This is a genomic window from Pseudomonadota bacterium (assembly GCA_013285445.1).
Lineage (GTDB): Bacteria > Pseudomonadota > Gammaproteobacteria > Xanthomonadales > Wenzhouxiangellaceae > Wenzhouxiangella.
This window is the reverse complement of sequence record CP053448.1, coordinates 535,979-560,694: the sequence shown is the minus strand read 5'-3', so window position 1 is coordinate 560,694 and position 24,716 is coordinate 535,979. Positions and strand designations below refer to the sequence as shown.

Annotated in this window: 26 protein-coding genes; 22 read left to right on the top strand and 4 right to left on the bottom strand. The window is 64.3% G+C overall.

The genetic code is table 11. The annotated features are described in order from the left end of the window. Nucleotides 1-88 precede the first annotated feature (88 nt). Nucleotides 89-541, top strand: a complete 453-nt coding sequence (locus tag HND55_02645; protein QKK01646.1) for a DUF4124 domain-containing protein — start codon at nt 89-91, stop codon at nt 539-541. A gap of 129 nt (nt 542-670) precedes the next feature. Beyond that, nucleotides 671-2,386 (top strand): proline--tRNA ligase, encoded by a 1,716-nt coding sequence (locus HND55_02640; protein ID QKK01645.1) that lies wholly within the window; start codon nt 671-673, stop codon nt 2,384-2,386. Here the strand turns inward: HND55_02640 and HND55_02635 are convergent. Further along, a complete protein-coding gene (locus tag HND55_02635; protein QKK01644.1) occupies nt 2,345-3,496 on the bottom strand; it encodes a mechanosensitive ion channel family protein in 1,152 nt (383 codons plus the stop codon). The genes HND55_02640 and HND55_02635 overlap by 42 nt on opposite strands. Before the next feature lie 218 nt (nt 3,497-3,714). On the opposite strand from HND55_02635, the gene HND55_02630 reads away from it, so the two are divergent. From HND55_02630 to HND55_02550, 17 genes are all read left to right on the top strand, one after another. Beyond that, on the top strand, nt 3,715-4,989 hold the full coding sequence (locus HND55_02630) for an IS1380 family transposase (protein ID QKK01643.1): 1,275 nt from the start codon (nt 3,715-3,717) through the stop codon (nt 4,987-4,989). A gap of 473 nt (nt 4,990-5,462) precedes the next feature. Beyond that, nucleotides 5,463-6,713, top strand: coding sequence for a 30S ribosomal protein S2 (gene rpsB / locus HND55_02625; GenBank protein ID QKK03962.1), 1,251 nt, complete (start codon nt 5,463-5,465; stop codon nt 6,711-6,713). 29 nt (nt 6,714-6,742) lie between these two features. Next, on the top strand, nt 6,743-7,615 hold the full coding sequence (locus HND55_02620; GenBank protein QKK01642.1) for an elongation factor Ts: 873 nt from the start codon (nt 6,743-6,745) through the stop codon (nt 7,613-7,615). Between the two features lie 5 nt (nt 7,616-7,620). Beyond that, complete coding sequence (locus tag HND55_02615) at nt 7,621-8,334, top strand: UMP kinase (protein QKK01641.1); 714 nt, start codon at nt 7,621-7,623, stop codon at nt 8,332-8,334. Between the two features lie 71 nt (nt 8,335-8,405). Further along, nucleotides 8,406-8,963: a ribosome recycling factor gene (frr, locus tag HND55_02610; protein QKK01640.1), complete on the top strand. Its 558-nt coding sequence runs from the start codon at nt 8,406-8,408 to the stop codon at nt 8,961-8,963. Between the two features lie 44 nt (nt 8,964-9,007). Further along, nucleotides 9,008-9,694: a di-trans,poly-cis-decaprenylcistransferase gene (gene uppS, locus HND55_02605; GenBank protein QKK03961.1), complete on the top strand. Its 687-nt coding sequence runs from the start codon at nt 9,008-9,010 to the stop codon at nt 9,692-9,694. A 25-nt stretch (nt 9,695-9,719) separates the two neighbouring features. Further along, complete coding sequence (locus HND55_02600; protein ID QKK01639.1) at nt 9,720-10,505, top strand: phosphatidate cytidylyltransferase; 786 nt, start codon at nt 9,720-9,722, stop codon at nt 10,503-10,505. Nucleotides 10,506-10,596: 91 nt separating this feature from the next. Beyond that, a complete protein-coding gene (gene rseP, locus HND55_02595) occupies nt 10,597-11,967 on the top strand; it encodes an RIP metalloprotease RseP (protein ID QKK01638.1) in 1,371 nt (456 codons plus the stop codon). Between the two features lie 56 nt (nt 11,968-12,023). Further along, on the top strand, nt 12,024-14,453 hold the full coding sequence (gene bamA / locus HND55_02590) for an outer membrane protein assembly factor BamA (protein QKK01637.1): 2,430 nt from the start codon (nt 12,024-12,026) through the stop codon (nt 14,451-14,453). Between the two features lie 24 nt (nt 14,454-14,477). After that, nucleotides 14,478-15,062: an OmpH family outer membrane protein gene (locus tag HND55_02585; protein QKK01636.1), complete on the top strand. Its 585-nt coding sequence runs from the start codon at nt 14,478-14,480 to the stop codon at nt 15,060-15,062. Between the two features lie 16 nt (nt 15,063-15,078). After that, nucleotides 15,079-16,098, top strand: a complete 1,020-nt coding sequence (gene lpxD / locus HND55_02580) for a UDP-3-O-(3-hydroxymyristoyl)glucosamine N-acyltransferase (GenBank protein QKK03960.1) — start codon at nt 15,079-15,081, stop codon at nt 16,096-16,098. A gap of 18 nt (nt 16,099-16,116) precedes the next feature. Next, nucleotides 16,117-16,584, top strand: coding sequence for a 3-hydroxyacyl-ACP dehydratase FabZ (fabZ, locus tag HND55_02575; protein QKK01635.1), 468 nt, complete (start codon nt 16,117-16,119; stop codon nt 16,582-16,584). Continuing rightward, nucleotides 16,581-17,351 carry an acyl-ACP--UDP-N-acetylglucosamine O-acyltransferase gene (gene lpxA, locus HND55_02570; protein ID QKK01634.1) on the top strand — a complete coding sequence of 257 codons (771 nt, stop codon included), beginning with the start codon at nt 16,581-16,583 and terminating at the stop codon, nt 17,349-17,351. The genes fabZ and lpxA overlap by 4 nt, the downstream gene beginning before the upstream one ends. Before the next feature lie 4 nt (nt 17,352-17,355). Next, nucleotides 17,356-18,504 (top strand): lipid-A-disaccharide synthase, encoded by a 1,149-nt coding sequence (gene lpxB, locus HND55_02565; protein QKK01633.1) that lies wholly within the window; start codon nt 17,356-17,358, stop codon nt 18,502-18,504. After that, nucleotides 18,452-19,078: a ribonuclease HII gene (locus HND55_02560; GenBank protein QKK01632.1), complete on the top strand. Its 627-nt coding sequence runs from the start codon at nt 18,452-18,454 to the stop codon at nt 19,076-19,078. The genes lpxB and HND55_02560 overlap by 53 nt, the downstream gene beginning before the upstream one ends. Nucleotides 19,079-19,234: 156 nt before the next feature. Continuing rightward, nucleotides 19,235-20,059, top strand: a complete 825-nt coding sequence (locus tag HND55_02555; protein ID QKK03959.1) for a hypothetical protein — start codon at nt 19,235-19,237, stop codon at nt 20,057-20,059. 12 nt (nt 20,060-20,071) lie between these two features. Beyond that, nucleotides 20,072-21,343, top strand: coding sequence for a DUF4785 family protein (locus HND55_02550; GenBank protein ID QKK01631.1), 1,272 nt, complete (start codon nt 20,072-20,074; stop codon nt 21,341-21,343). Nucleotides 21,344-21,392: 49 nt separating this feature from the next. On the opposite strand, the gene HND55_02545 is transcribed toward HND55_02550, so the two are convergent. From HND55_02545 to HND55_02535, 3 genes are read right to left on the bottom strand one after another with little or no spacing between them, the layout of a single operon-like run. After that, a complete protein-coding gene (locus HND55_02545; GenBank protein ID QKK01630.1) occupies nt 21,393-21,665 on the bottom strand; it encodes an acylphosphatase in 273 nt (90 codons plus the stop codon). Further along, nucleotides 21,658-22,095, bottom strand: a complete 438-nt coding sequence (locus HND55_02540; protein QKK01629.1) for a TlpA family protein disulfide reductase — start codon at nt 22,093-22,095, stop codon at nt 21,658-21,660. The genes HND55_02545 and HND55_02540 overlap by 8 nt, the downstream gene beginning before the upstream one ends. A gap of 8 nt (nt 22,096-22,103) precedes the next feature. Then, nucleotides 22,104-23,366, bottom strand: coding sequence for a virulence factor BrkB family protein (locus HND55_02535; GenBank protein QKK01628.1), 1,263 nt, complete (start codon nt 23,364-23,366; stop codon nt 22,104-22,106). Nucleotides 23,367-23,421: 55 nt separating this feature from the next. On the opposite strand from HND55_02535, the gene arsC reads away from it, so the two are divergent. The 3 genes from arsC to HND55_02520 are packed head-to-tail and all read left to right on the top strand — an operon-like array spanning nt 23,422 to nt 24,712. Further along, nucleotides 23,422-23,772 carry an arsenate reductase (glutaredoxin) gene (gene arsC, locus HND55_02530; protein ID QKK01627.1) on the top strand — a complete coding sequence of 117 codons (351 nt, stop codon included), beginning with the start codon at nt 23,422-23,424 and terminating at the stop codon, nt 23,770-23,772. Continuing rightward, entirely contained in the window at nt 23,769-24,365 is a 597-nt protein-coding gene (gene wrbA, locus HND55_02525) for an NAD(P)H:quinone oxidoreductase (protein QKK01626.1), read from the top strand. The genes arsC and wrbA overlap by 4 nt, the downstream gene beginning before the upstream one ends. Beyond that, nucleotides 24,362-24,712: a DUF2069 domain-containing protein gene (locus tag HND55_02520; protein ID QKK01625.1), complete on the top strand. Its 351-nt coding sequence runs from the start codon at nt 24,362-24,364 to the stop codon at nt 24,710-24,712. The genes wrbA and HND55_02520 overlap by 4 nt, the downstream gene beginning before the upstream one ends. Nucleotides 24,713-24,716 lie beyond the last annotated feature (4 nt).

Sequence of the window (24,716 nt, the reverse complement as noted above, 5' to 3'; positions counted from 1 at the left end):
AGAATAGCATCCCGCCCATGACTTGCGCTGGGCGCCCGAGTGGGGCAAAGTCGGTTGCTGACACCCCTGACAAGGACGGTTGAGGATCATGAAAGCGACTACACCCGTGCTGATCGCTGCCTTGCTGCTGGGCCTGCTGACGGCGGCCGCGGCAAGCGCAACCGCAGAAACCATTTACAAGTGGGTGGACGAGGAAGGGGTCGTCCATTACTCGGCGCGTCCGCCTGAGGGGGTGGAATTCGTCGAAATGGGCATCGAACTCGAAGAAGAACAGGCGCCGGCGCCCGCGCCGGACACGCAGGAGGCAGCAGACGCAAACCGTCCAGGCGAGCCGCCCGAGCAGCCCGAAATGACCGAAACCGAGCCGGATCCCGAAATGGTCGCCGAGCGCTGTCGTCAGGCCCGCAGCAACCTGGAGAACCTGCTGCGTCGACCCAACATCACCATTCGCGGCGAGGACGGCGAGCAACGCATCATCGACGATGAAGAACGCGAGCGCATCATCGAGGAGACGCAGGCGTTTATCGACGAGTGGTGCTGAATCGGTACAGGGTTCAAGGGCTCCGGGTTCCGAGAATCGCGCGAGGACCGCACCTGGTGTGCCCTTCGTCCGGTGCCAATCCGGACGCCCGGCTGCTAGAATTCCGCGTTTAGCCACAAGCCGATTGTCATGAAAACCTCCCGTTTCCACCTCGTCACCCAGCGCGAAGTGCCGGCCGACGCAGAGATCGTCAGTCACCAGCTGATGCTGCGCGCGGGCATGATCCGCAAACTGACCTCCGGCATCTACGACTGGACGCCGCTGGGTCTGAAGGTTCTGCGCCAGGTCGAGCAGGTGGTACGCGAGGAAATGGACCGCGCCGGCGCGCTGGAGATGCTGATGCCCGCCATTCAGCCGGCCGAGCTGTGGCAGGAAACCGGCCGCTGGTCTGACTTTGGCCCGCTGCTTTTGAAGATCACCGACCGGGCCGGGCGCGAGTTCGCCTTCGGCCCGACCCACGAGGAAGTCATCACCGAGTTTGCTCGTGCCGAGGTCCGCTCCTACAAGCAGCTGCCGGTGTGCTTCTACCAGATCCAGTGGAAGTTCCGCGACGAGATCCGCCCGCGCTTTGGCGTAATGCGGGCCCGCGAGTTTCTGATGAAGGACGGCTACTCCTTCCATATCAGCGACGAGAGCCTGGCCGAGTACTACCAGGTGATGTTCGACACCTACTCGCGGATCTTCGAGCGTCTGCAGCTGGAGTTCAAGCCCGTCAAAGCCGACTCCGGCGCCATCGGCGGCGCGATCAGTCACGAGTTCCACGTCCTTGCCGACTCCGGCGAGGACGCCATCGCCCATGTGCCGGGCGGAAACTATGCAGCCAACGTGGAGCTGGCCGAGGCGGTGGCGGTGGGCGAGCGCGCCGCACCGACCGTGGACATGCGCCTGGTCGACACGCCCGACGCCAAGACCATTGCCGAGCTGGTCGAGCAGTTCGGCCTGCCGGTACAAAAGACTGTCAAGACACTGGTGGTCGAGGCCAGCGAAGCCTGCGAGGCCGACTTCCTGGCCCTGCTGGTGCGCGGTGATCACGAGCTCAACGCAGTCAAAGCCGAAAAGCATCCGCTGGTGGCCGCGCCGCTGCGCATGGCCACCGAAGCCGAGATCCGCGAGGTTATCGGCGCCGGCCCGGGCAGTCTCGGCCCGGTCGACCTGCCGATCCCCTGCGTGGTCGACCGCCAGGTGGCCGTGATGAGCGATTTCGGCGCCGGCGCCAATATCGACGACAAGCATTATTTCGGCATCAACTGGCAGCGCGATGTGGCCCTGCCCGAGGTGGCCGACCTGCGCAAGGTCGTCGCCGGCGACCCCAGCCCGGAAGGCGACGGTACGCTCGAGATCATCCGCGGCATCGAGGTCGGCCATATCTTCCAGCTCGGCCGCAAGTACTCCGAATCAATGAACGCCGTGGTGATGGACGAGGGCGGCCGCGGCGTGCACCCGACCATGGGCTGTTACGGTATTGGCGTGTCGCGCATCGTCGCCGCCGCCATCGAGCAGAACCACGACGAGGCGGGCATCATCTGGCCTGAACCCATGGCGCCTTTCCAGGTCATCCTGCTGCCGATCAACGGTCACAAGTCGCACCGCGTGCGCGAGCAGGCCGAAGAATACTACGAGGCACTCACCGCCGCCGGCATCGAAGTGCTCTGCGACGACCGCACGCTCAGGCCCGGCGTGATGTTCGCCGATGCCGAACTGATCGGCATCCCGCATCAGATCATCATCGGCGACCGGGGGCTGGACCAGGGCGTAGTGGAATACCGTCGGCGCGGCGGCGCCAAGGATGAGTGGCCTGCGGAGTCAGTTGTCGCCAGTCTGATTGAGCGTCTGCGCGGCAACTGAATCATCCGCTCCGCCACCGCGCATCCACACATCGCGCTGCGGAAACGGAATCTCGATACCGGCCTCGTTGAGTGCCTTGTAGACGGTCATGTAGAGCTCGTGGCTGACCATCCCGCGCTCGGACGGATGACTGACCCAGCACAGCAGCTCGAAGTCCAGACTGGAGTCGCCGAACCCGCGCATGCGCACCCTCGGCGTGGGATCCTTGCACACGGTATCGTGATCGCTGGCGACTCGCTCAAGCAACTCGACGACCGCGTCGACGTCGCTGCCGTAAGCCACGCCCACCTTGATGCGGATTCGGAACTTGACCCACTTTCCTCCCGACTCGTTGTAGATCTGCGAGTTGGCCATCATCGAATTGGGCACCGTGATTTCGACATCGTCGCGCGTAAGGATGCGCGTCGAACGGATGCCGACCTTGGTGATCTCGCCGCGCTCACCGGTATCGAGCACCACATAGTCGCCCAGCTTGTAGGGCGCGTCAGCGATGATGAAGAACCCGGCAAACAGATTGGCCAGGGTGTCGCGCGCGGCGAAGCCCACGGCGATGCCTACCACACCGGCCGAGGCCAGCCAGGCGGCCGGGTTGATGTTCCAGACCAGCAGCAGCGCGTAGGCGGCGGCGCCGATGACCAGCACCGTCATGGCCAGGTCGAACAACGGGATGGTGCGCTCCTCGATGATGGCAAAGCGCTGACGCAGGCGCCCGAGGATTTCCAACCCGACATGGCCGGCGCGCAGGGCCGACATCATCAGGCGCAACGTCAGCAGGCTGAGCAGGATGCGGATGATGATCTGTTCGACGCGATCATTCAGGCCGAGCACCTGCACCGCCAGCGCCACGGCCAGATAGGACAGCACCAGAGCGGCGACATTGGCTATGATGCGCAGCAGGCGCTCATCGAGATCACCCTGGATGCGGGAGGTCAGCTTGCCACCCCAGAACAGCACCAGTCCGCGGCCGACCAGCGCCAGACCGACCCCGGCCACGGCAACCGCCAGCGCCAGCACGGGTGGATAGGCGGCCAGAAAGGCCCAAACGGCTTGCAGAAACTGCGGCAGCCAGTCCGGCGCCTCGGCCAGAGAAATCGCCCGTTCTTCGTCCATAATCGCTCCCTCGTTCCGCACGGCAGGTTGCGGGAATGGTTGCAGGATCCCGCCATCAGCATAGCGCACCCGGCGACGACTGACCCCTGAACCCCTTGATCCCCGGATAAGGATCTCCCTGTAAACGAAGAAGCGCACCAGTTGGAGTGATTACGGCACAATGCCGGGTGACAAAACCACTCACTCCAAAGGTGCGCTTGATGGACAGGATAGCGGGAATGCCGGCCAAGGTCGATGTGGATTTCACGGATGCGCGTTTGACGCATCGAGGGGGCTGGGTTTTTCTGGGGCAGATTTTCAGGCGGCTTGGGCTAGGCCGGCGTTTATCCCGGGCGCTGTCGCTCAAGCGTCGTCGTCGCGGAGCTTCGGATGCGGAGATGGTGTTGAGTCTTGTGGCGTCGCAGGTGGCCGGTGGCGGTGCGCTGTCGGACGTGGACGCGCTGCGCTGTGATGACACCTCGCGGCGCCTGCTGGGCTTGAGTGAGGTGCCTGACAGTCGACGTCTGGGTGAGTATCTGAGCCGGTTTGGCGTGGCCGATGTGGCTTCGCTCGAGCGCCTGGTGGGATCGGTTGCCGCCGAGCTGGGGCCTGAGGTGGTGGCCCATGAGCAGGCCAGTCGGGGTTATGTGCCGGTGTTTGTCGATGGTTCGGCCATCGAGGTCGAAGGCCGGCTGTTCGAGCGTTCAGGCAAAGGCTACGACGGCACCCAGCAGTACTGGCTGCACGGGGTGTTCGTGGGTGGTCTGTGGGCGGCAGGCCGGCTGCATCCCGGCGGTGTGTCGGTCACCGCCGGCTGGCGCGAGCAGCTCGAATCGATCCGTGACTGGTTCGGTCCGGACGAAGCGGTCTGGGTGCATGTCGACAATGCTTACTACGACCGGGCATTCGTGGACTTCTGCCATCAGCAGGGCTGGGACTACTCGGTCAGTGTCACCCACGATGGGTTCCGTGCTCCGGTGCTGCGCATGCTCACCGGCCTGTCGGAGTCGGCCTGGACCGATATCGGCATGGGTGAGCAGGCCACGGTGGTCCATCACCGCCCACAGGGCTGGCGTGAGCACGCCTATGTCGTCATCCGCCGCACCCACGATGGCGCCCAGCAACGCCTGAAACCGGCCTACACCATCATTCTCGTCTCGCGCGATGACTTGCCCGTGGGGGAGCTGGTCGCCCGTCATCGCCAGAAACAGGGTCAGGAGAATGCCTTCAAGGGCCCGCTGATCGACTTGGACCTGCATCATCCCCCTTGCCGGGACTTCCATGCCAATCAGGCCTATTATCTGTGCGGACAACTCGCCCAGATCCTGCTCAGGATGCTGCAGTACACCTTCCTGCCCGCCGATAATCGCAAGCACTCGATCCGGCCCATCATCCGCTACTTGATCCATGCGGCAGCCCGGCTGGTCAGGCGGGCTCGCCAGTGGCGGTTGGACTTCGCCAAGACCGCCTTACGCCTCGACTGGCTCTATCACGCCGCCTGTCAGCTCGAGTAGCCGCCTTCGATCCAAGTGAGCCCGCTGACATTGACCGGTTAGCACCGGTCACGGGCAGGTGTTGTCTGCGCGCCGTACAACGCCAGTGATGCATCCCTCAACCACGCCAGCCAGTCGCTCTACAGCAATCATGTCGCGCTCATTGGGCCCTAAAACAAGCTTCAGGACGCTGACGGCCAACTTCCGAAACACTCGAAGCGCTTATCCGGGGATCGAGGCCCTGAACCCCGAAGCCGTAACCGGAGTTTGCCCTTCTCCCCAACAATCCGCTACAATAGTCCGGATTTGCCAGCCAACCGGCTCGGCAGTCAATAAAACACACGCTGGTCGACACATGCGTCGGGGTTGTCCCGGCCTTCGGGGCCGAGGATCGGCGCATGGGATCAGCGGAGGCCCAAACCCCGGACAAGCCGCTGCCGAGCAACCCCGTCACGGGCTGGTCGCGGCTGTCCAGCGACAAATGGAGTTTTGTCATGCCAAACGTCACGATGCGCCAGATGCTGGAAGCCGGCGTGCATTTCGGTCACCAGACCCGCTACTGGAACCCGAAGATGGAACCCTACATCTTCGGCGCCCGGGGCAAGATCCACATTATCAACCTGGAAGAATCCCTGCCCCTGCTCAAGGAGTCGCTGGACTTCCTCAGCCGGCTGGCCAGCAAGCGCGGTACCATTCTGTTCGTTGGCACCAAGCGCGCCGCCAGCCAGGCCATCGAGGAAGAGGCGCAGCGCTGCGGCATGCCGTATGTCTCGCACCGCTGGCTCGGTGGCATGCTGACCAATTTCCGCACAGTGCGTGGCTCCATCAATCGGCTCAAGGAGCTCGAGGAGATGGAAAACGACGGCACGTTTGCAAAGCTGGTCAAAAAGGAAGTGCTTGAGCTGACCCGCGAGCGCGACAAGCTCCAACGCAGCCTGGGGGGCATCAAGAACATGAATGCCCTGCCCGATGCGCTTTTCGTAATCGACGTCGGACACGAGGATATCGCCGTGGCCGAAGCCCGCAAGCTGCGTATCCCGGTCGTCGCCGTGGTTGACACGAACCACTCGCCCGATCGCATCGACTACGTGATCCCGGGCAACGACGATGCCATTCGCGCCATTCGGCTGTACGCTCAGCTGGCCGCTGACGCCATCCTCGAAGGGCGGGCGTCTGCACCGCTGCCCGAAGACGGCAATGCCGACGAGTTCGTCGAGCTTGATGAGGACGGCAATCCGGTCCAGTCAAGCGGCAAGCCGGCCCGCAAGAAGACCACGCGCAAGGGCGCGCACAAGAAGGTCGCCAGAAAGGCGCCCACCGCTGCGCCAAAGACGCCGGCCAGTGCCGCTGAACCCTCTGTCGAAGCCGGCAAGGCAGACGAGGGCGGTGGCGCAGCCACCACCGAAGCCGCCGAGGCACCGGCCAGTGCCGCTGCACCCTCCGCCGAAGCCGGCAAGGTAGACGAGGGCGACGACGCAGCCACCACCGAAGCCGCCGAGGCACCGGCCAGTGCCGCTGCACCCTCCGCCGAAGCCGGCAAGGTAGACGAGGGCGACGACGCAGCCACCACCGAAGCCGCCGAGAAAGGCGAAGACGAGGCTAGCGCACCCAAGACCGCCAAGAAAAAGGCCAGCAAGAAAACGGCGAAGAAGAAAGCCAGCAAGAAGACCGCCAAGAAAAAGGCGGCCAAGAAGGCCGCCAGCAAGAAGACTGCGGCCAAGGCCGCAGACGACAGCGACGCGTAAGGCAGGCATTTCCCAAGGAGTGACAGGCAATGAGCATTTCTGCAGCACAGGTCAAGGAACTGCGCGACCGCACCGGCGCCGGCATGATGGAATGCAAGAAGGCGCTGGTCGAAACCGGTGGTGACATCGACGCCGCAATTGAGCATTTGCGCAAGAGCGGCCTGGCCAAGGCCGACAAGAAAGCCGGCCGCGTGGCGGCCGAAGGTGCGGTGGTCATGGCCGAGTCGGACCGCGGGGCCGTACTTGTAGAGATCAACTGTGAAACCGACTTCGTGGCCAAGGACGAACACTTTCGCCAGTTTGCCGAGCGGGTCGCCGCAGTGGCGCTGAGCGCCGACAGCGTCGAGGCGCTCAGCGCCGCGCCGCTGGACGATGACCGGAGTGTCGATGATGCACGCCAGCACCTGGTCGCAAAGCTGGGCGAGAACATTCAGGTCCGGCGGATGGCGCGGCTGAGCGTGGACGATGACGGCATTCTCGGTGGCTATATCCACGGTGGCCGCATTGGCGTCCTGGTCGGCGTGGTCGGCGGTGACGAGGCGCTGGCACGAGATATCGCCATGCATATTGCGGCGCTCAACCCGGCCTGGCGCGATGCCGAAGACGTGCCCGAAGCAGTCATAGAGCAGGAAAAGCAGATCCTCGTCGCCCAGGCCGAAGACAGCGGCAAGCCGCCGGAAATCGTCGAGAAGATGGTGAGCGGCCGGCTGCGCAAGCGGTTGTCGGAGCTGACGTTGACCGGTCAGCCGTTCGTCAAGGACAGCGACATGACGGTCGGCCAGCTGCTCAAGTCGCGCGGCGCCAGCGTGAGCCGGTTCGTGCGTCTGGAAGTTGGCGAAGGCATTGAGAAGGATGAGGTGGACTTCGCCACTGAAGTGATGCAGCAGGCGCGCGGCAGCTAGGCCCGGTGCGCACGACCACCTACCAGCGCGTACTGCTCAAGATCAGCGGCGAGGCGCTGCTCGGTGAGCTTGACTATGGTATCGACCCCAAGGTCAGCTCGCGCATTGCCGCAGAAGTGGCGGCTGTCGTCAGCAAGCGGATCCAGATCGGTATCGTGATCGGTGGCGGCAACATCTTTCGCGGCAAGGGGCTGGCGGCATCGGGCATCGACCGGATTACCGGCGATCACATGGGCATGCTGGCCACGGTCATGAATGCGCTCGGGCTGCAGGATGCGCTCGAAGGCAAGGGCGTGACCACCCGGGTGATGTCGGCAATCTCCGTTCGCGAGGTCTGCGAGGACTACATCCGCCGGCGCGCCGTACGTCATCTGGAAAAGGGCCGTGCCGTGATCTTCGCGGCCGGTACAGGCAATCCCTTTTTCACCACCGACACGGCAGCCAGCCTGCGCGCGATCGAAATCGGTGCCGATCTGATGATCAAGGCAACCAAGGTCGACGGCATCTACTCGGCCGACCCGCTAACCGACAGCCAGGCAACGCGCTACAGCCGCATCAGCTATGATGAAGTCATCGAGCGCAAGCTGCAGGTCATGGACACCAACGCCATTGTCCTGTGTCGGGACCAGTCGATGCCCATTCGCATCGTCAACCTCAGCCGACCCGGGGAGCTGGGTCGCGTCATCGACGGTGAGGATGTCGGCACGCTGGTTAGCTGAGGGCTTCGGCAAGGCGTTAGAATCTGCGGTCGATTGCAACACGATCACGGCGTTGAACAACGAGGTGAACCATGCTCAATGAAATCCGTAAAGAGACCGAACAGCGCATGGCAAAAAGCATCGCCGCGCTCAAGGCGGAACTGGCCAAGATCCGCACCGGACGTGCCCACCCCAGCCTGCTCGAACACGTCACGGTCGACTACTACGGTTCGGAAGTGCCGCTGAACCAGGCGGCGAGCATCAGTGCAGAGGACGCCCGGACGCTGAGCGTCGTGCCGTTTGACAAATCGATGGTCGGCAAGATCGAAAAGGCCATCATGACCTCCGACCTCGGACTCAACCCGGCGACCGCCGGAGTGAACATTCGTGTTCCGCTGCCGGCGCTGACCGAAGAGCGACGCGCAGAACTGGCCAAGGTCGTGCATGCCGAAGGCGAGCAGGCCAAGATCGCCATCCGTAATATCCGGCGCGACGCCAATCATCAGCTCAAGGACCTGCTCAAGGACAAGGACCTGACCGAAGATGACGCCCACCGGGGCGAGACGATCATTCAGGAGCTGACCGATCAGTACGTCACCAGGGTCGATGAACTGGTTGCCGTCAAGGAACGGGAGCTGATGGAAATCTGACCTTGGCCGACGCGTTCTCCCTACCACAGCATATCGCCATCGTGATGGATGGCAACGGGCGCTGGGCACGCGGACGCGGCAAGCCCAGAACCCAGGGCCACCAGGCGGGAAGCGAAGCACTCAAGCGCACGATCGAGGCGGTCATGAAACGCGACATCCCGGCGCTGACCGTCTATGCCTTTTCGAGCGAGAACTGGAACCGCCCGCGCAGCGAAGTACGACAGCTGCTCGAACTGTTTTTCAAGGCGCTCAACCGCGAGGTCCGGAAGCTCGACGAGCACGGCGTCAGACTGCGTTTCATCGGTGATCGCAGCGCCTTCAGCAAGCCCCTTCAGGACGGCATGAAGCGCGCCGAAAAGCGCACGGCCGGCAACCAGCGTCTGTTGCTCAACGTGGCCGTGAACTACGGTGGTCAGGCTGATATCACCGCGGCGGCGCGGCGACTGGCCGAACAGGTCCGCGTTGGACGGCTCGCGCCCGGGGACATCACAACCGAGCGTTTTACCCGCACCCTGGCCCTCGGTGATCTGCCGCCGCCGGATTTGCTCATCCGCACCGGCGGCGAGATGCGCCTGTCCAACTTTCTGCTGTGGCAGCTGGCCTACACCGAGCTCTATTTTACTGGCGTGCTGTGGCCCGACTTTGACGATAGCCACCTCGAGGCCGCCCTGGACGCCTTCTCGGCTCGCGAGCGCCGCTTCGGCGGACTCGGCCGGGCCAGACGTGCTTAGAACCCGGATACGCACAGCCGCGATCATGGCCGCTGTCGGCCTGTGCGCCGTTTTCCTGCTGCCGCCGACTGCGTTCGCGCTGCTGGCCGGGCTGCTGCTGGCCGGCCTCGGCGGCTGGGAAGCGGCGCGCCTGGCCGGCCTGGATCGGGCAGCAACGCGCGGCCTCTATGCCGCGCTCCTGCTGGCGGCGGCGTTTGCATTGATGCGCTGGCCGCAGTGGAGCGATCCGGTCTGGCCGATGCTGTCTGCCGCTCTGGTCTGGCTGTTCTGCCTGGCCTGGCTGGCACGGCCTGCCATGGGCGGCTTGGGACGGCCGGCTGCAGTGATCGTCAAATCACTCACCCTGGCCGTCATACTGCTGACCGCATGGCTGGCCCTGAGCTGGCTTCAGGCACGCTCGCCCTGGCTGGTGGTGCTGCTCATCGTCATCATTGCCGCCGCTGATATCGGCGCCTACTTCTTCGGTCGCCACTTCGGCCGAACGCGTCTGGCGCCTCGCATCAGCCCGGGCAAGACCCGAGCCGGCGCATTCGGCGGGCTGGCCAGCGCCGGAGTGCTCACGCCGCCGATCCTCGTGCTGCTGCCGATCGAACCGTTCGGTGTCCTGGCTGCGGCGCCACTGGCCGTGCTGCTGGCGCTGATCTCGATCGGCGGGGATCTGTTTATCAGCCTGCTCAAGCGGCAGCGCAATCTAAAGGACACGTCCGCCTTGCTGCCCGGCCATGGCGGTGTACTGGACCGCTTCGACAGCCTGTCGGCTGCGCTGCCCTTCTACGTGCTCGCCATCATCAGCCTCGGCCCGGCGGTCTGACAACAGCCGGCAGTCACAATCGATACAATAGCGGCTTTGAGCGCCCGGCCGGAACCGGTCAGGCACAACAGGATCGCAAGGAACTTAAGGCGTGGATTTTTTTGGACCGGTCATTTGGCTCATCGTGGCGCTGGGCGTGCTGATCACGTTCCACGAGTTCGGGCATTTCTGGGTGGCCCGGCGCTGCGGCGTGCGCGTCCTGCGCTTTTCCATTGGTTTTGGCCCCCCACTTTACTCGCGTACCGGGCGCAGCGGCACCGAATTCCGGATCGCGGCATTCCCGCTGGGTGGCTACGTCAAGATGCTCGACGAGCACGAGGGTCCGGTGCCGGCCGCCGAGCAGCACGCGGCCTTCAATCGAAAACCGGTCGGCCAGCGTATGGCCATTGTGGCCGCCGGACCGGCCTTCAACCTGATCTTCGCGGTCCTTGCCTTCTGGCTGATGTTCGTTATCGGCGTGCCTGAAACCCGCCCCGTAATCGGCACGACCGAGGGCCTGGCCGCCGAGGCCGGATTGTCACGCGACGACCTGATCGTTCGGATCGGCGAGCGGCGAACGCAGACGTGGACGCATGCGCTTCTCGGCCTGATCCCCCCGGCACTGGATCGCGAACCGGTCGACATTGTGGTCGAGCAGCTCGACGGCCGGCGCCGAACGGTCACGCTCGAGCTTGATCGGTTGGGACCGACGTTCAGCGAGGAACGCGCCCTGTCCGCCATTGGCCTGCAGCCCTGGCGGCCGGAGCTGCCGCCGGAGATCGGCGAGATTACGACCGGGTCGGCGGCCGAGGTCGCCGGTTTGCGCCCGGGTGATCGTATCGTGTCTATCGCCGGCCAGGCCGTTACTGATTGGGATGATGTCGCCGACCTGATCCCCCAATACGGCCTGTCCGAGGACGGTTCGCTGCGGCCGCTTGAGTTGCGCCTGGTGCGCGACGGCGCAGAGCGCATCGTCGAGATCACGCCGCGCCTTGACGAGGGCCGTCCGATTATTGGCATCCGTCCACCGCCACCCGACCCGGCATTGCAGGAGCAGATGGCCCGGGCCTTCACCGTACTCAGGCACGACCCCGCTACGGCGCTCGGCGAAGCCGTCTCCGAGACCGGGCGTCTGACCGCAGCGACTTTCGGCATTCTTGGCCGGATGCTCACCGGCAAGGCGAGTCTGAACAATCTGTCGGGGCCGATCACGATTGCACAGATGGCCCACTCATCAGCAGTGCTGGGTTTTTCCCGCTTCCTGTTCTTTCTGGGCCTGATCAGTCTGTCCCTGGCCATCATCAACCTGCTGCCGATCCCCTTGCTCGATGGTGGTCACCTGATGTATTACCTGGTCGAGATCATCAAGGGATCGCCGGTTTCCGAGCGTACGCTGATGGCCGGCCAGTATGTCGGCATCCTGCTGGTTGCCGGACTGATGGGGCTCGCCCTGTTTAACGATCTCTTACGTCTTTTTACCTAAACTGCGGCAGCGCCAAGACGATTGCCGCAACAAATCCAAAGTGATTCCGAGTTGAAATGAAACGATTGTGCCTGTTGCTCATCCTGCTTGCCGTCGCCGCTCCGGTCCTGGCCAGCGAATTTCGCATCGAAGACATGCGCGTCGATGGCCTGCAAAGAATATCGGAGGGGAACGTCTTCAGCTTCATCCCGGTGGAGGTCGGCGACGTGCTGACGCCGGGCCTGGCGCGAAGCACGATTCGCGACCTGTACCGCACCGGCTTTTTCGATGATGTCCGTCTGGCCCGGGAAGGCAACGTTCTGGTCATCGTGGTCGAGGAGCGGCCGGCGATTGCGTCAATCAGCATTGCCGGCAACCGTCAGATCCAGACCGAGGATCTGATGCCGGCGCTGGCCGATATCGGCATCGCCGAAGGCGAGATCTTCAATCAGCTGGAACTGGACCGGGTTCGCCAGGAACTGATTCGTCAGTACTACAGCCGCGGCTACTACGGCGTCGACGTACAGAGCGGCGTCAACCGACTTGAGCGCAACCGGGTCGGCCTGACCCTGCTGGTCAAGGAAGGGAAGCAGGCACGCATCCGCCACATCAATATCGTCGGCAACGAAAGCTTCAGCGAGAAAGAGCTGCGCTCGGATTTCGAGTCCGATACCAAGCGCGGTCTGTTCTTCTGGCGTGGTCACACCCAGTACACCCGCGAAAAGCTCTCAGGCGACCTCGAAAAGCTGCGTTCGTACTACCTCGACCGCGGCTATCTCGATTTCGCCATCGAATCCACGCAGGTGTCGATCAGCACGGACCGGCGCGATATCTTCATCACCGCCAACATTCGTGAGGGCGAGGTCTATACCGTCAGCGAGGTGCAGCTGACCGGCGAGCTGATTCTGCCCGAGGAATCCATGCGCCAGCTGATCATGGTGGAGCCGAACGACACCTTCTCGCGCAAGGACCTGGAGCAAAGCGTCGACAATATCACCGCGGTACTGGCCAATATCGGCTATGCATTCGCCAACGTCAACCCGGTGCCGCGGATCGACCGCGACAACCTGGAAACGGAGATCAATTTCTTTGTCGACCCCGGAAAAAGGGTCTACGTCAGACGCATCGAGTTCCGGGGCAACACCCAGACCAAAGACGAGGTCCTGCGCCGCGAGATGCGCCAGTTCGAGGGCGCCTGGTTTTCACAGTCGGCCATTGACCGATCGCGACTGCGCATTCAGCGCCTGGGCTACTTTGACAACGTCAATATCGAGACCCCGCAGGTCGAGGGCCGGGATGACCAGGTCGACATTATCGTCAGCGTCGAGGAGCAGCCCTCGGGCAGCTTTCAGATCGGATTCGGCTTTTCCCAGATCCAGGGCCTGATCGCCTCGATTTCGGTGCAGCAGGACAACTTCCTCGGCTCCGGTCGCCGGGTGGGCTTTTCGGTCAGCCACAGCGACATCATCACACAGGCCGCGATCAACTACACCAACCCCTACTACACCGACAATGGCGTCTCGCGCGGTTTCTTCCTGCGCTATACCGAGTTCGACCAGGCCCGCGCCAACATCTCGTCGTTCTCGACCAGCCAGGCCGCCGCCGGCGTCAACTACGGCTTCCCGGTTTCCGAGATCGACTTCATCGGCTTCGGCGTGTCGGCCCAGCAGGTCGACATCAACCTGCCCGCCTCTCTGGTACCGATCGATCCCGATGATCCCGACAGCGAGCTGGTCATCCGGATTCCGGCCTCGCGTCCGCTGGGCATTACCCTGGATGAAAGCGGCGACGGTTTTCTGTCCTCGAGCGAGCGACGCCTGACCACGTTCCAGGTCGACGGCACCTGGTCGCGCGACAGCCGCAATCATTTTCTCAACCCCACTCGTGGCTCTCTGCATCGTCTGCGCGCCGACGTCACCGTGCCGGGCAGCTCGCGCGAGTACTACCGGCTCAACTACCGCTTTCGCAAGTACTGGCCGATTGGTCAGCGCATGGCCTTCAGCCTGCGCGGTGATGTGGCCTACGGCGATGCCTATGACAACTACGATGACGAGATCGCAATCGAGGAAATCGAGCCGGAGCGCATTCGCGGCGACTGTCAGGTCGACGAGATCGTGACCAGCGATACCGGCCTGCCGTTCTATGAGCACTTCTTCGGCGGCGGCGTGCGCGATATTCGCGGATTCGACGACAACACGCTGGGTCCCAAGGACCAGTTCTGTCGTTCCGTGGGCGGGGATTTCAAGGTCATCGGTGGCGTCGAACTGGCCTTCCCGCTGCCGTTTGTCGAAGCAAGTGGCACGCGTCTGGCCTGGTTTCTCGACGTCGGCAACGTCTTCCGCGACTATGACGATTTCGAGACCGACCGGCTGCGCGCCTCGACCGGCCTGTCGCTGACCTGGCAAGCCCCGGTCGGGCCGATTATCATCAACATCGCAGCACCGATCAAGAAACGCGACGGCGACGACACGCAGTCGCTGCAGTTCTCGTTCGGGCAGACATTCTAGGATTGCCGCCGAGTTGGATAGAACATGCCGCTGCCGCAATGCCGACGTATCAAGCTGCCGGTGACCGCCAGCAGGCTTCGATGCGCGCTGGCCATCGTGCTCGCGGCCCTCGTGGCCGTTGCGCCGGCACTGGCCGACGAGATTCGCATCGGCTATGTCGACTGGAAGCGCCTGCTTGAAAGCGCGCCACAGATCACGCGCACGCGCGAAACGCTCGACCGCGAGTTCCGGCCACGCAATGAAGCGCTGATTGCCGATGAGGCCCGGCTGCAGCGCATGGAGGCAGACCTGGCCGAGGCCGGCAGCATCGATTCCGAACAACGATTCGAGATGGAACGCGAGATTCGCAATCTGCGACGCTCCATCGAACGCCGCCGCGAGGATCTCAGGGAGGAACTGCGTTTCCGGACCAACGCCGAGAAGAAGGCGGTCGAGGAAACCATCGAGGTTGCCGTCAGACAGGTTGCCGAGGCCGGTGACTACGACCTGATTCTCAACAGTCCGGTGGCCTATGCCTCCGATTCGATTGACATCACCGACCGGGTCCTTGCATGGCTGGAAGCCGACTTCCAGCAGCAATCCGCCGACGATGAACCGTCAGAGCCCTGAACGAGCGACGCCGCCCATGCAGACCATGACACTGAAGGAACTGGCCGAGCGGGTCTCGCTGTCCTGGCGCGGGGATCCGGATCACCGTATTGGCGGGCTGGCCACAATCAGCAGCGCCGGTCCGGACGACATCAGCTTTCTGGCCAATCCAGCCTATGCCGGCGAGCTCGGGAACTGCCGGGCCGGAGCGATCGTAATCGGCAAGGACATGGCCGAGCGCTGGCCGGGCAACGCCGTGCTGGCCGACAATCCCTACGCCGCCTGGGCACGCATTGCGGGCCTTTTGCACCCATCAAGCCGGCCGGATGCAGGCATTCACCCGTCAGCGGCGATCGATCCGCAGGCCGATGTCGATCCGGGCGCAGCCATCGGCCCGCTGACCAGCGTGGCCGCAGGTTGCCGGATCGGAGCGGGCGCCGTCATCGGTCCCGGATGCGCCATCGAGGCGGGCGTTGTCATCGGGGCCGACACCACCCTGGTCGGCCGCTGTTACATCGGCCGCGACTGTCGCCTGGGCCAGCGCGTGCTGGTTCACCCCGGCGCAGTCATCGGTGCTGACGGCTTCGGCTTGGCCATGGATGCCGGCCGCTGGATCAAGGTGCCGCAGATCGGTCGCGTCGTTATCGGCGATGACTGCGAAATCGGCGCCAACACCACCATCGACCGGGGCGCGATCGACGATACCGTGCTCGAGGACGATGTGCGGCTCGACAACCAGGTTCAGGTCGCACATAACGTGCAAATCGGCGCCCACACCGCCATCGCCGGCTGTGTCGGCATTGCCGGGTCGACACGGATCGGGCGCTACTGCATGATCGCCGGGGCCTGCGGTATCGGCGGGCACCTGACGATCTGTGACCACGTCATTGTGACCGCCATGAGTACGGTACTCGACTCGATTGACCGGCCCGGCGAATACGGGTCCGGCATTCCCGCCCGGCCGCACGCGCGCTGGAAGCGGATTCTGGTCAGGCTGGGACAGCTCGATGAATGGGTCCGACGCCTGCGTCGGCTGGAAAAAAACCAATCAGAATGAACGGACCGAAACCCTGACATGACCACTGCCGATCACATTGATATCGAACGCATTCTCGATCTTCTGCCCCACCGCTACCCGTTCTTGCTGGTCGATCGGGTCCTCGAGTACTCGCTCGACAATCCACCGAGCATTCGTGCGCTCAAGAACGTTACTATCAATGAGCCGTTTTTCCAGGGCCATTTTCCGGGTCACCCGGTCATGCCCGGTGTGCTGCTGCTCGAAGCGATGGCCCAGGCGGCCGGCTGCCTGGCGCACCTGGCCGGTCGGGCCAGCAACGAGCCCAACCGGCTCTACTACCTGGTCAAGATCGACAAGGCGCGCTTCAACCGCGTGGTCGTGCCCGGCGACCAGTTGGTCTTCGAAGTCACACAGAAACGCCTGATGCGCAACATGGGGCTGTACGAGGCGACCGCACGGGTCGACAATCAGGTCGTCGCCAGCGCCGAGCTGTTGTGTGCCGCGCGGCCTGACCCGACCTCATGATTCACCCTACGGCCATCGTCGAGTCCGGCGCTGAACTGGGCCAGGGCGTCAGCATCGGCGCCTACAGCCTGATCGGCCCGGAAGTGAGCATTGCCAATGACTGCTGGATCGGTCCGCATGTGGTCATCAGTGGCCGCACCCGCATCGGAGAGGGATGCCGGATCTACCAGTTCGCCTCGATCGGCGAGGCGCCCCAGGACAAGAAATACACCGGTGAACCCACGGCGCTTGACATCGGCCGCAACAACACCATCCGGGAATACGTCACGATCAACCGCGGCACCCCCGACGGCGGTGGCGTCACCCGACTGGGCAACGACAACTGGCTGATGGCCTACTGCCACGTCGCCCACGACTGCCAGGTCGGCTCACACGTTGTCTTCGCCAACGGCGCGACGCTGGCCGGCCACGTCATTGTCGGTGACTGGGTCGTGTTTGCCGGTTTTTCCGGCGCACATCAGTTCTGCCGAATCGGCGCCCATGCCTTCCTGGGCATGTACGGCGGCGTCAACCAGGACGTTCCGGCCTACGTGATGGTGTCGGGACAGCCGCCGCGCCCGCGCGGCATCAATGCCGAAGGGCTCAAGCGACGCGGCTTTTCCAGTCAACAGATCCGCAATATCCGGGAAGCCTATCGCACGCTGTATCGGCTGGGACTGAGCCGCGATGATGCCATTGACCGTCTGCGCCAGCGCCAGGCCGAGCAGCCCGAGATTGCTCCGATGATCGAATCGGCACTGGCCAGCGAGCGCGGCCTGCTGCGCTGATGCCGTGACTGAGCGCGGCATACGGCTGGTACTGAGTGCCGGTGAGGCGTCCGGGGACCAGCTCGGAGCCGACCTGGCACGTGCCTTGCGCCTGCTCGATCCCGAGATCCGGCTGGCCGGCATTGCCGGGCCCGAAATGCAGGCAGCCGGCGTTGAGGCCTGGTTCGACCTCGATGCCCTCAACGTCATGGGCCTGGCCGAAGTCGTCCGTCACCTGCCCAGGCTGATGCGCCTGAGACGATCGTTTGCGGCGCGAATCGCCGCCTGGCAACCCGACGCCTTTGTCGGCATCGATGCCCCGGACTTCAATCTGCGCCTGGCACGTCAACTGCGCCGCAAGGGGTTGAAAACGGCCCACTACGTCGCCCCGACGGTATGGGCATGGCGGCCCGGGCGCGCAGCCAGAACCGCCCGCGCCGTCGATCTGCTGCTGGCGCTGTTTCCGTTCGAACCGGCGCTGTTCATGCCGCACGGTCTGCCGACCCGATTCGTCGGTCATCCGCTGGCCGACCGTATCGTCGATGCAGAGCTGTCGCCGGGCCGCCGCCAGCGCGACCGGATCGTGCTGCTGCCCGGCAGCCGCCGCGGCGAGATCGACCGTCACCTCGAACTGCTCACCGAAACCGCCGAGTGGCTGCACCGGCGGCAGCCTCAACTGACCATGACCATGCTGCTTGCCCGCCCGGAGCACGCCGATCTGGTCAGCCAGCATGCAGGAGAACGATTGCAGGCTGCAAATGTCGGGCTGGTCGTCGGCGAAACGCGCGACGGCCTGAGTCGCGCGGCAGTCGCCGTCAGCGCGTCGGGAACGGCCACCCTGGAGGCCTTCCTGCTCGAGTGCCCGCTGGTGGTCTTCTATCGGCTGGCGCCGCTCACCTACGGTCTGCTCAAGACGCTGCGATTGGTCCGGTCACGCCATATCGCGCTGCCCAATATCCTGGTCGGAACCGGACTGGTGCCCGAGTTCGTGCAGCGTGAGGCGCGAGCCGACCGTCTTGGCTCCGAGGCGCTGGCCTGGCTCGAGAATCCGGCACGTGTCGAGCACTACCGATCGGCAGCCGCCGAATGCCGCGACCGGCTGGCCGCCGGCGCCGGCGAAAATGCGGCGCGCGCGGTACTCGAGCTGGTCGGGCATGTTGCGGATCGTCCCTGATCCAACGCGCGGCCCGGTGGCCGGCGTTGACGAAGCCGGCCGGGGGCCATTGGCCGGACCGGTCGTGGCCGCCGCTGTCGTGCTCGACCCGGCCCGTCCGGTGGCCGGGCTGGCCGACTCCAAACAGCTGTCCGCGGTGCGACGTGAACAACTGGCCGGACAGATCCGCGCGCGCGCCCTTGCCGTTGGCGTCGCCCGCGTGGAAGCCGACGAAATCGATCGCATCAACATCCTCCAGGCCAGCCTGAAAGCCATGTGCCTGGCCGTGGGCGCGCTCGGGCTCGATCCGGTGCTGGTGCGCGTCGACGGCAATCAGGCCCCGTCAATGCCGTGGCCGGTGCAGACCGTCGTCGGCGGCGATCGCAGTGATCGGAGCATTGCCGCGGCGAGCATCGTGGCCAAGGTTGAACGCGACCGGATCATGGTCGCATTGCACGAGCAGTACCCGGACTACGGTTTCGATCGCCACAAGGGCTACCCGACCCGCGCGCACCGCTCGGCGATCGAACGGCTGGGGCCCTGCCCGGCGCATCGCCGCAGTTTTCGCCCGCTGCGGCAATACCGGCTGTTCTGATGACCGGCTTCAATGCCGCACAATCCACAATCCCGCACGCCAGGTTTGAATCCCGTCACATTTTCTGCTAATTTCAAAAAAGAGGGATCAGACCACCACACACAAAGAGGAGAACCCCGCATGTATCGAACCCTTCGGGCGGCAGTGGCCTTGGTCATGCTGACAACATTCGCGACCGTATGGGGCGCGACCGGCGTGGCGTTTGTCCACGGCACCGGCAAGCAGACCAACGCACTCAACGATTACTGGACCACCGACATGGTCAACTCGGTCCGTCAGGGGCTGGGCAACAGCAGCAACTATGCGGTCATCAACTGTGACTTCGAGCAGTACATGTGGCACAGCGACGCAGCCGGCTGTCTGGCCGGGCAGCTGCACAGCTTCATCACCAGCCGGGGCATCACCGACCTGGTGGTGCTGACCCACTCCAACGGCGGCAACGTGATGCGCTGGATCATGTCCAATCCGACCTGGGACAGCCGTTATCCGCTGATCATTGAACGCATTCGCTGGGTCAATGCCCTGGCGCCGTCAAGCCTTGGAACACCGCTGGCTGACGCAGTCATGCAGGGCAACGTATTCGAAGCATCACTCGGCTGGCTGCTGGGCTACCAGAACGACGCCGTTCGCATGCAGCAAACCAGCTGGATGCAGTACTACAACAGCAACTGGCTGCTTGGCACGGCTGGCCGGCCGGCGCTGCCGAAGGGCTTCTGGAATGTCGTCGGTACCGATGTGCACGCCGCGGTGTGGAAGGCCGCTTCCTACTGCGGCGGTTATCACTACCAGGTCGGCCTGGCGGTCACGCAGTGGTGGCTGGGCAGCTGCTCGGACGGCTTTCTCGAGTGCAGCAGTCAAAACGGGGCGGGTACGCTGTGGTTCAACGACTACCAGCAGACCTACAAGGGCCGCAAGCTCTCGCATCATCAAAGCCGGCGCGACTGCCACAATCTCGACATCATTCTGCGCAACGACCTGTAATCCGGAGGCCGCATGAAACGTTTCTACTGTATTCCAGCACTGATGATGGTCTCGGCCGGCGCCATTGCGGGCAATGCCCAGTGGTATAGCCCGTCGGCTGGCGACCTGCACACCGCCGAGCTGGCCACCGGCCAGGCCGTGCCGCCCAGCCGGCACACCGAATCGACAGCACTCAACTATGCCTGGCCGCTGTCTCGCATGCCGGGCGATGCGGCCATTGCCGACGCCCGCGTCGAGAGCCGGCAATACTGGGTTGACACCACCGGCGAGGCCCTGGCGCGCGGCATCAAGCTGCCACTGAGCGCACCCGGCGCAGTAATCCGCGTATCGGCGCTCGAGCATGGGTCGGCGCTGACGCTCAACCCGCAGGCGCTCGAACTGTCAATCAACGGGCAGTCGGTCGCTGCCACCGAACACAGCGGCGACACTTCGCAGACCGAGCTGGTCACCGGCAGCGAACTGCAGGCACAGGGCATGCCCGTGCCACAGGACAGCCTGGCATTCCGCCTGCCCGAGACCGGCGCGGCCGGAACCTTGCACATGAGGCTCGCCGGCGCACCCGAGCATCTGCCGCTGGTCGTGCACGTGTATGAACCGCTCAGCCCCTGGACGGCGTCTCTTTCTGCACCGCGCCATAATTACCTGTCCGGGCAGTCACTGAACCTGGAACTGGCGCTCAGCGATGGCCAGAACCGCTTGCCCGGAGGCTCGATGCAGGCGCTGCTGGTCAGCCCAGATGCCGATCAGGCATGGCCGCTGGAAGTCGGTCAAGACGGCTTCACCCTGCACGGCCCGATTCCGGCCGAGATTCCTGACGGACCGGGGCTGTTCGAGGTTCATGCCTACGTCAACACGACCTATGGCGATACCGTGATCCGACGCGACCTCAAGCTGGCCCTGGGCATTTCCACCAGCCATGCCCGCTTCAGCGAAAGCGCCGAGGTCAATGACCGTGGCGGGCTGACGATCTCTCTGGGCGTTGAAGCAGCGGTCGCGGGTCGTTATCAGGTCAACGCTGAGGTGCACGGCACCGATGCGCTTGGCCATCTGCAGGGTCTGGCCATGGTTCAGTCTGCCGCGGTACTGAGTGCCGGCGAAGGTCGAATCCGACTCGATGTCCCGGCCGACCTGCTGATCGAATCGGGTCTGCAGCCGCCCTATGAGATCCGCAACCTTGAACTGCTCGACCAGGGGCGCATGCAGGTGCTCGAATCTCGCCAGCGTGCGATGAAGATCGACACTGCCCGAACCATCACCAACCCGCCGTCGGGCAGCGAGCGCTGACGGCACCGCAATAGCCTGTTCCCGGCCGGCAGCAAGCAGCCGGCCGGGACTAACCCGTCACGAATCGGTCGCCGTTGACCTCAGGCGGGGCATCGACTCGCACGACCTGCTCGACCCGCGCCATTCCGGGCCCCTGCGACAGCCAGGCTTCCAGACGATCCAGCGCCAGGCCCTCGCCCCGGGCAGCCACCTCGACGCGTCCGTCAGGCAGATTGACAGCATGCCCGGTCAGGCCCAGCGACTCGGCCTCGCGGCGGGTCGACTCGCGAAAGAACACGCCCTGCACGCGCCCGGATATCAGCCAGCAACGCTGCTCAGTCATGTTGATCGATCGCCGCTTCGATCATGGCACCGGTCACCGGCCCCAGCCAGGTTTCGGCATGAGTGCCTGATGGGTCAACCAGAAAGGTCGTCGGCAGCGCACGCGGCGCGCCCAGCGCTTCCGGCGGTTCATAGACATCGACCGTCAGGATTGGATAGCTTGCCGGATACGCCTCGAGGAACTGCCTGAGTTCGGCCGGATCGGTGTCTTCGAACGCCAGGCCGAGGACCTGCACATCCTCGCGCCGCTGGTCCAGTGCCGATAGATCGGGAATCTCCTTGCGGCAGGGCTTGCACCAGGTCGCCCAGTAGTTGACGACCACCCACTGTCCGCGATAGTCAGACAGCCGAACGGTATCGCCCCCGAGATCCGGCAGGGCGAAGTCGATCTCGGCATGAACGGCCGACCCGGCCAGGAGCAGCCCCAACATGACACCTTTCATGCAGCATCTCCGATATCGTATCTGAGCAGCGCCTTGACCGACTGATCCATCACGCCCCGGCCGCGCTGCTCGAGCGGTCGCAGTGATTCACGCAACGCGCGGTCCCAGTGACTGTCGCAAGGCAGCTCGTCAAGTTCACCGATAGGAAGTATGAACGAGCCGGCACGGTAGAGTTCCCCCAGAGTCAGCGCGTCCAGGTCGGCCGACAGCAGCCAGTTTCCGTGCTCGTCGGCGTGGATGTAGCCGCCACCCTCGAATACGCCGAGCAGGCGATCGAGCTGGCTGCTGGCCGCGGCCGGCTCGCGCGTCATCAGTTCGGCGGTCGACAGCGGCTGACCGCGGCGCTGGGCCTGCCAGAAATGGCCCAGCAGGCGAACCGCAAGCGCCAGCTCATGGCGAGGCGACCACTGCCACTTGCTGCTGCGGTAGCTGAAAGTCGTCAGGGCGGCTGCGACGCTTGCGCCCAGCAGAACGACGACCCAGGAGACGTAGATCCAGACCAGAAAGATCGGCACGGCCGCCAGCGCACCATACAGCCGCTCATAGGTCGGAAAATGGGTCACGTAGAGCACGAAGCCGCGCTTGGCCAGCTCGAACAGCAGTGCCGAGAGCAGCGCGCCGGCCAAGGCGTGACGCAGCAGCACGCGCCGATTCGGCACAACCAGGAACAGGATCGCGAATCCCATCAGGGCGACCACGAACGGCGTCAGGTTGAGTGAGATCTGCTGCAGCGCACCGCGCACCGCTTCGGGTGCCAGCAGCGGAAGTGCGGCAAGGTAGGACGTCAACGCAAGGCTGCCGCCCATCAGCAGCGGTCCGAGCGTCAGCACCGCCCAGTAGGTCACCAGCCGCCCGGACCAACCGCGTGCGCTGCTGACGCGCCAAATCCGGTTGAGGCTGCGCTCGATGGTCGACATCAGTAATATGGCAGTAATGATCAGAAACAGGGTGCCGGCGCCGGTCAGTCCGGCGGTTCGTTCGACAAACTCGTTGAGATGCTGCTGAACGGCATCGCCCGCTGCGGGCACGAAATTTGAGAAAATATAGCTCTCGAGTTCGCCGGCCCAGCGGTCGAATACGGGAAACGCGGAAATGACACCCAGCATTACTGCCATCAGCGGCACCAGCGCCAGCAGGCTGGTATAGCTCAACGCGGCAGCCGCTTCGAAATTGCGATCCTCACGAAAATGGCGCCAAAGATGGCGGCCGAAAGCGCGCAGACGCCCGGGGTCTCGCCAGGTTGGCGCGTCTGTTGACATACCGGCAGCGCTATCTGCGGTACGCTTCGTGTCTTGATTTTTCGGAATATCGGCCATGTCTGTCAAGATTTACCATAATCCACGCTGTTCCAAGAGCCGCGCCGCGCTGGCGATGATCCGTGAACGCGGCATCGAACCCGAAATCATCGACTATTTGCAAGAGCCGCCTTCGGTCGAACAGCTCGAGCATATCACCCAGGCACTGGGCGTCGAGCCGCAGGCGCTGCTTCGGCGCAGCGAACCGGACTTTAGTGAACTCGGCCTCGACCCGCATCTGGACGACGGCCAGCACATTCTGGCCGCAATTCATGACCATCCCAGGCTGCTGCAGCGGCCGATCGTGATGGTCGATGGGCGGGGCCGAATTGGTCGTCCGCCGGAAGTCATTGCCGAGATTCTGCCGTGATCGAGGTGCTCGTTCTCTGCCATTCGGTGCACGGCAACACCCTGGCCATGGCCCGGGAGGTCGCGCGTGGCGTCGAGAGCCAGACCGATTGTGTGGCGCGCCTGCGCAGCGTGGCCCCGATCACCTCGGCCCTGGCACCGAAGCCTGCCGGCCCGCCCGACCGTGGTCCGGCGTTGGTCGAAGCGGACGATCTGCGCGCCTGTCACGGACTGGTGCTCGGCAGTCCAACCCGGTTCGGCAACATGGCCGCAGCGGTCAAGTACTTCCTCGACGGCACCAGCGCCGAGTGGTTTTCCGGGACCCTGGCCGGCAAGCCGGCCGGCGTGTTCACCTCCACCGCCACGCTGCACGGTGGGCAGGAGTCAACCCTGTTGAGCATGATGGTGCCGCTGCTGCACCACGGCATGCTGATCGTCGGCCTGCCCTACACGCTGCCAGAGCTGAGCAGCACCGAAAGCGGCGGCACACCTTACGGCGCGAGCCATCTGGCCGGCAGCGACAGCGCGCGTGAACTCGATTCGACCGAGCGACGACTATGCCGGGCGCTGGGCGTGCGAGTCGCCCGGTTTGCCCGGCAGCTGGCCCCGTTATGACGGCCGCACGCGTTCGCCTGCTCGCCGTTGCCGGTCTGTTGCTGCTCCAGCCGCTCTGGTTTGCGTGGCTGGCGCCGCCGACGGTACTGCCACCAGGGATCGTGACAACAGTCACCGCCACCCCGCTGGCCATCTTGCTGATCGGCCTCTGGCGTGGCGGCCGGTTCGAGACCGTGCTGACCGGCTGCGTGCTCCTGATCTATTTCTGCTACGCGGTCATGGAAGCCTGGGTGGGCGGCCCGGCGCAAGTGCCCGCCATGATCCAGATCGCGCTTGTGGTCGTATTCTTCTCGGCCTTGCCCTGGCGCAGACCACCACCGGCAGGATCGACCCCGGGCCCGTCCTGAGGCC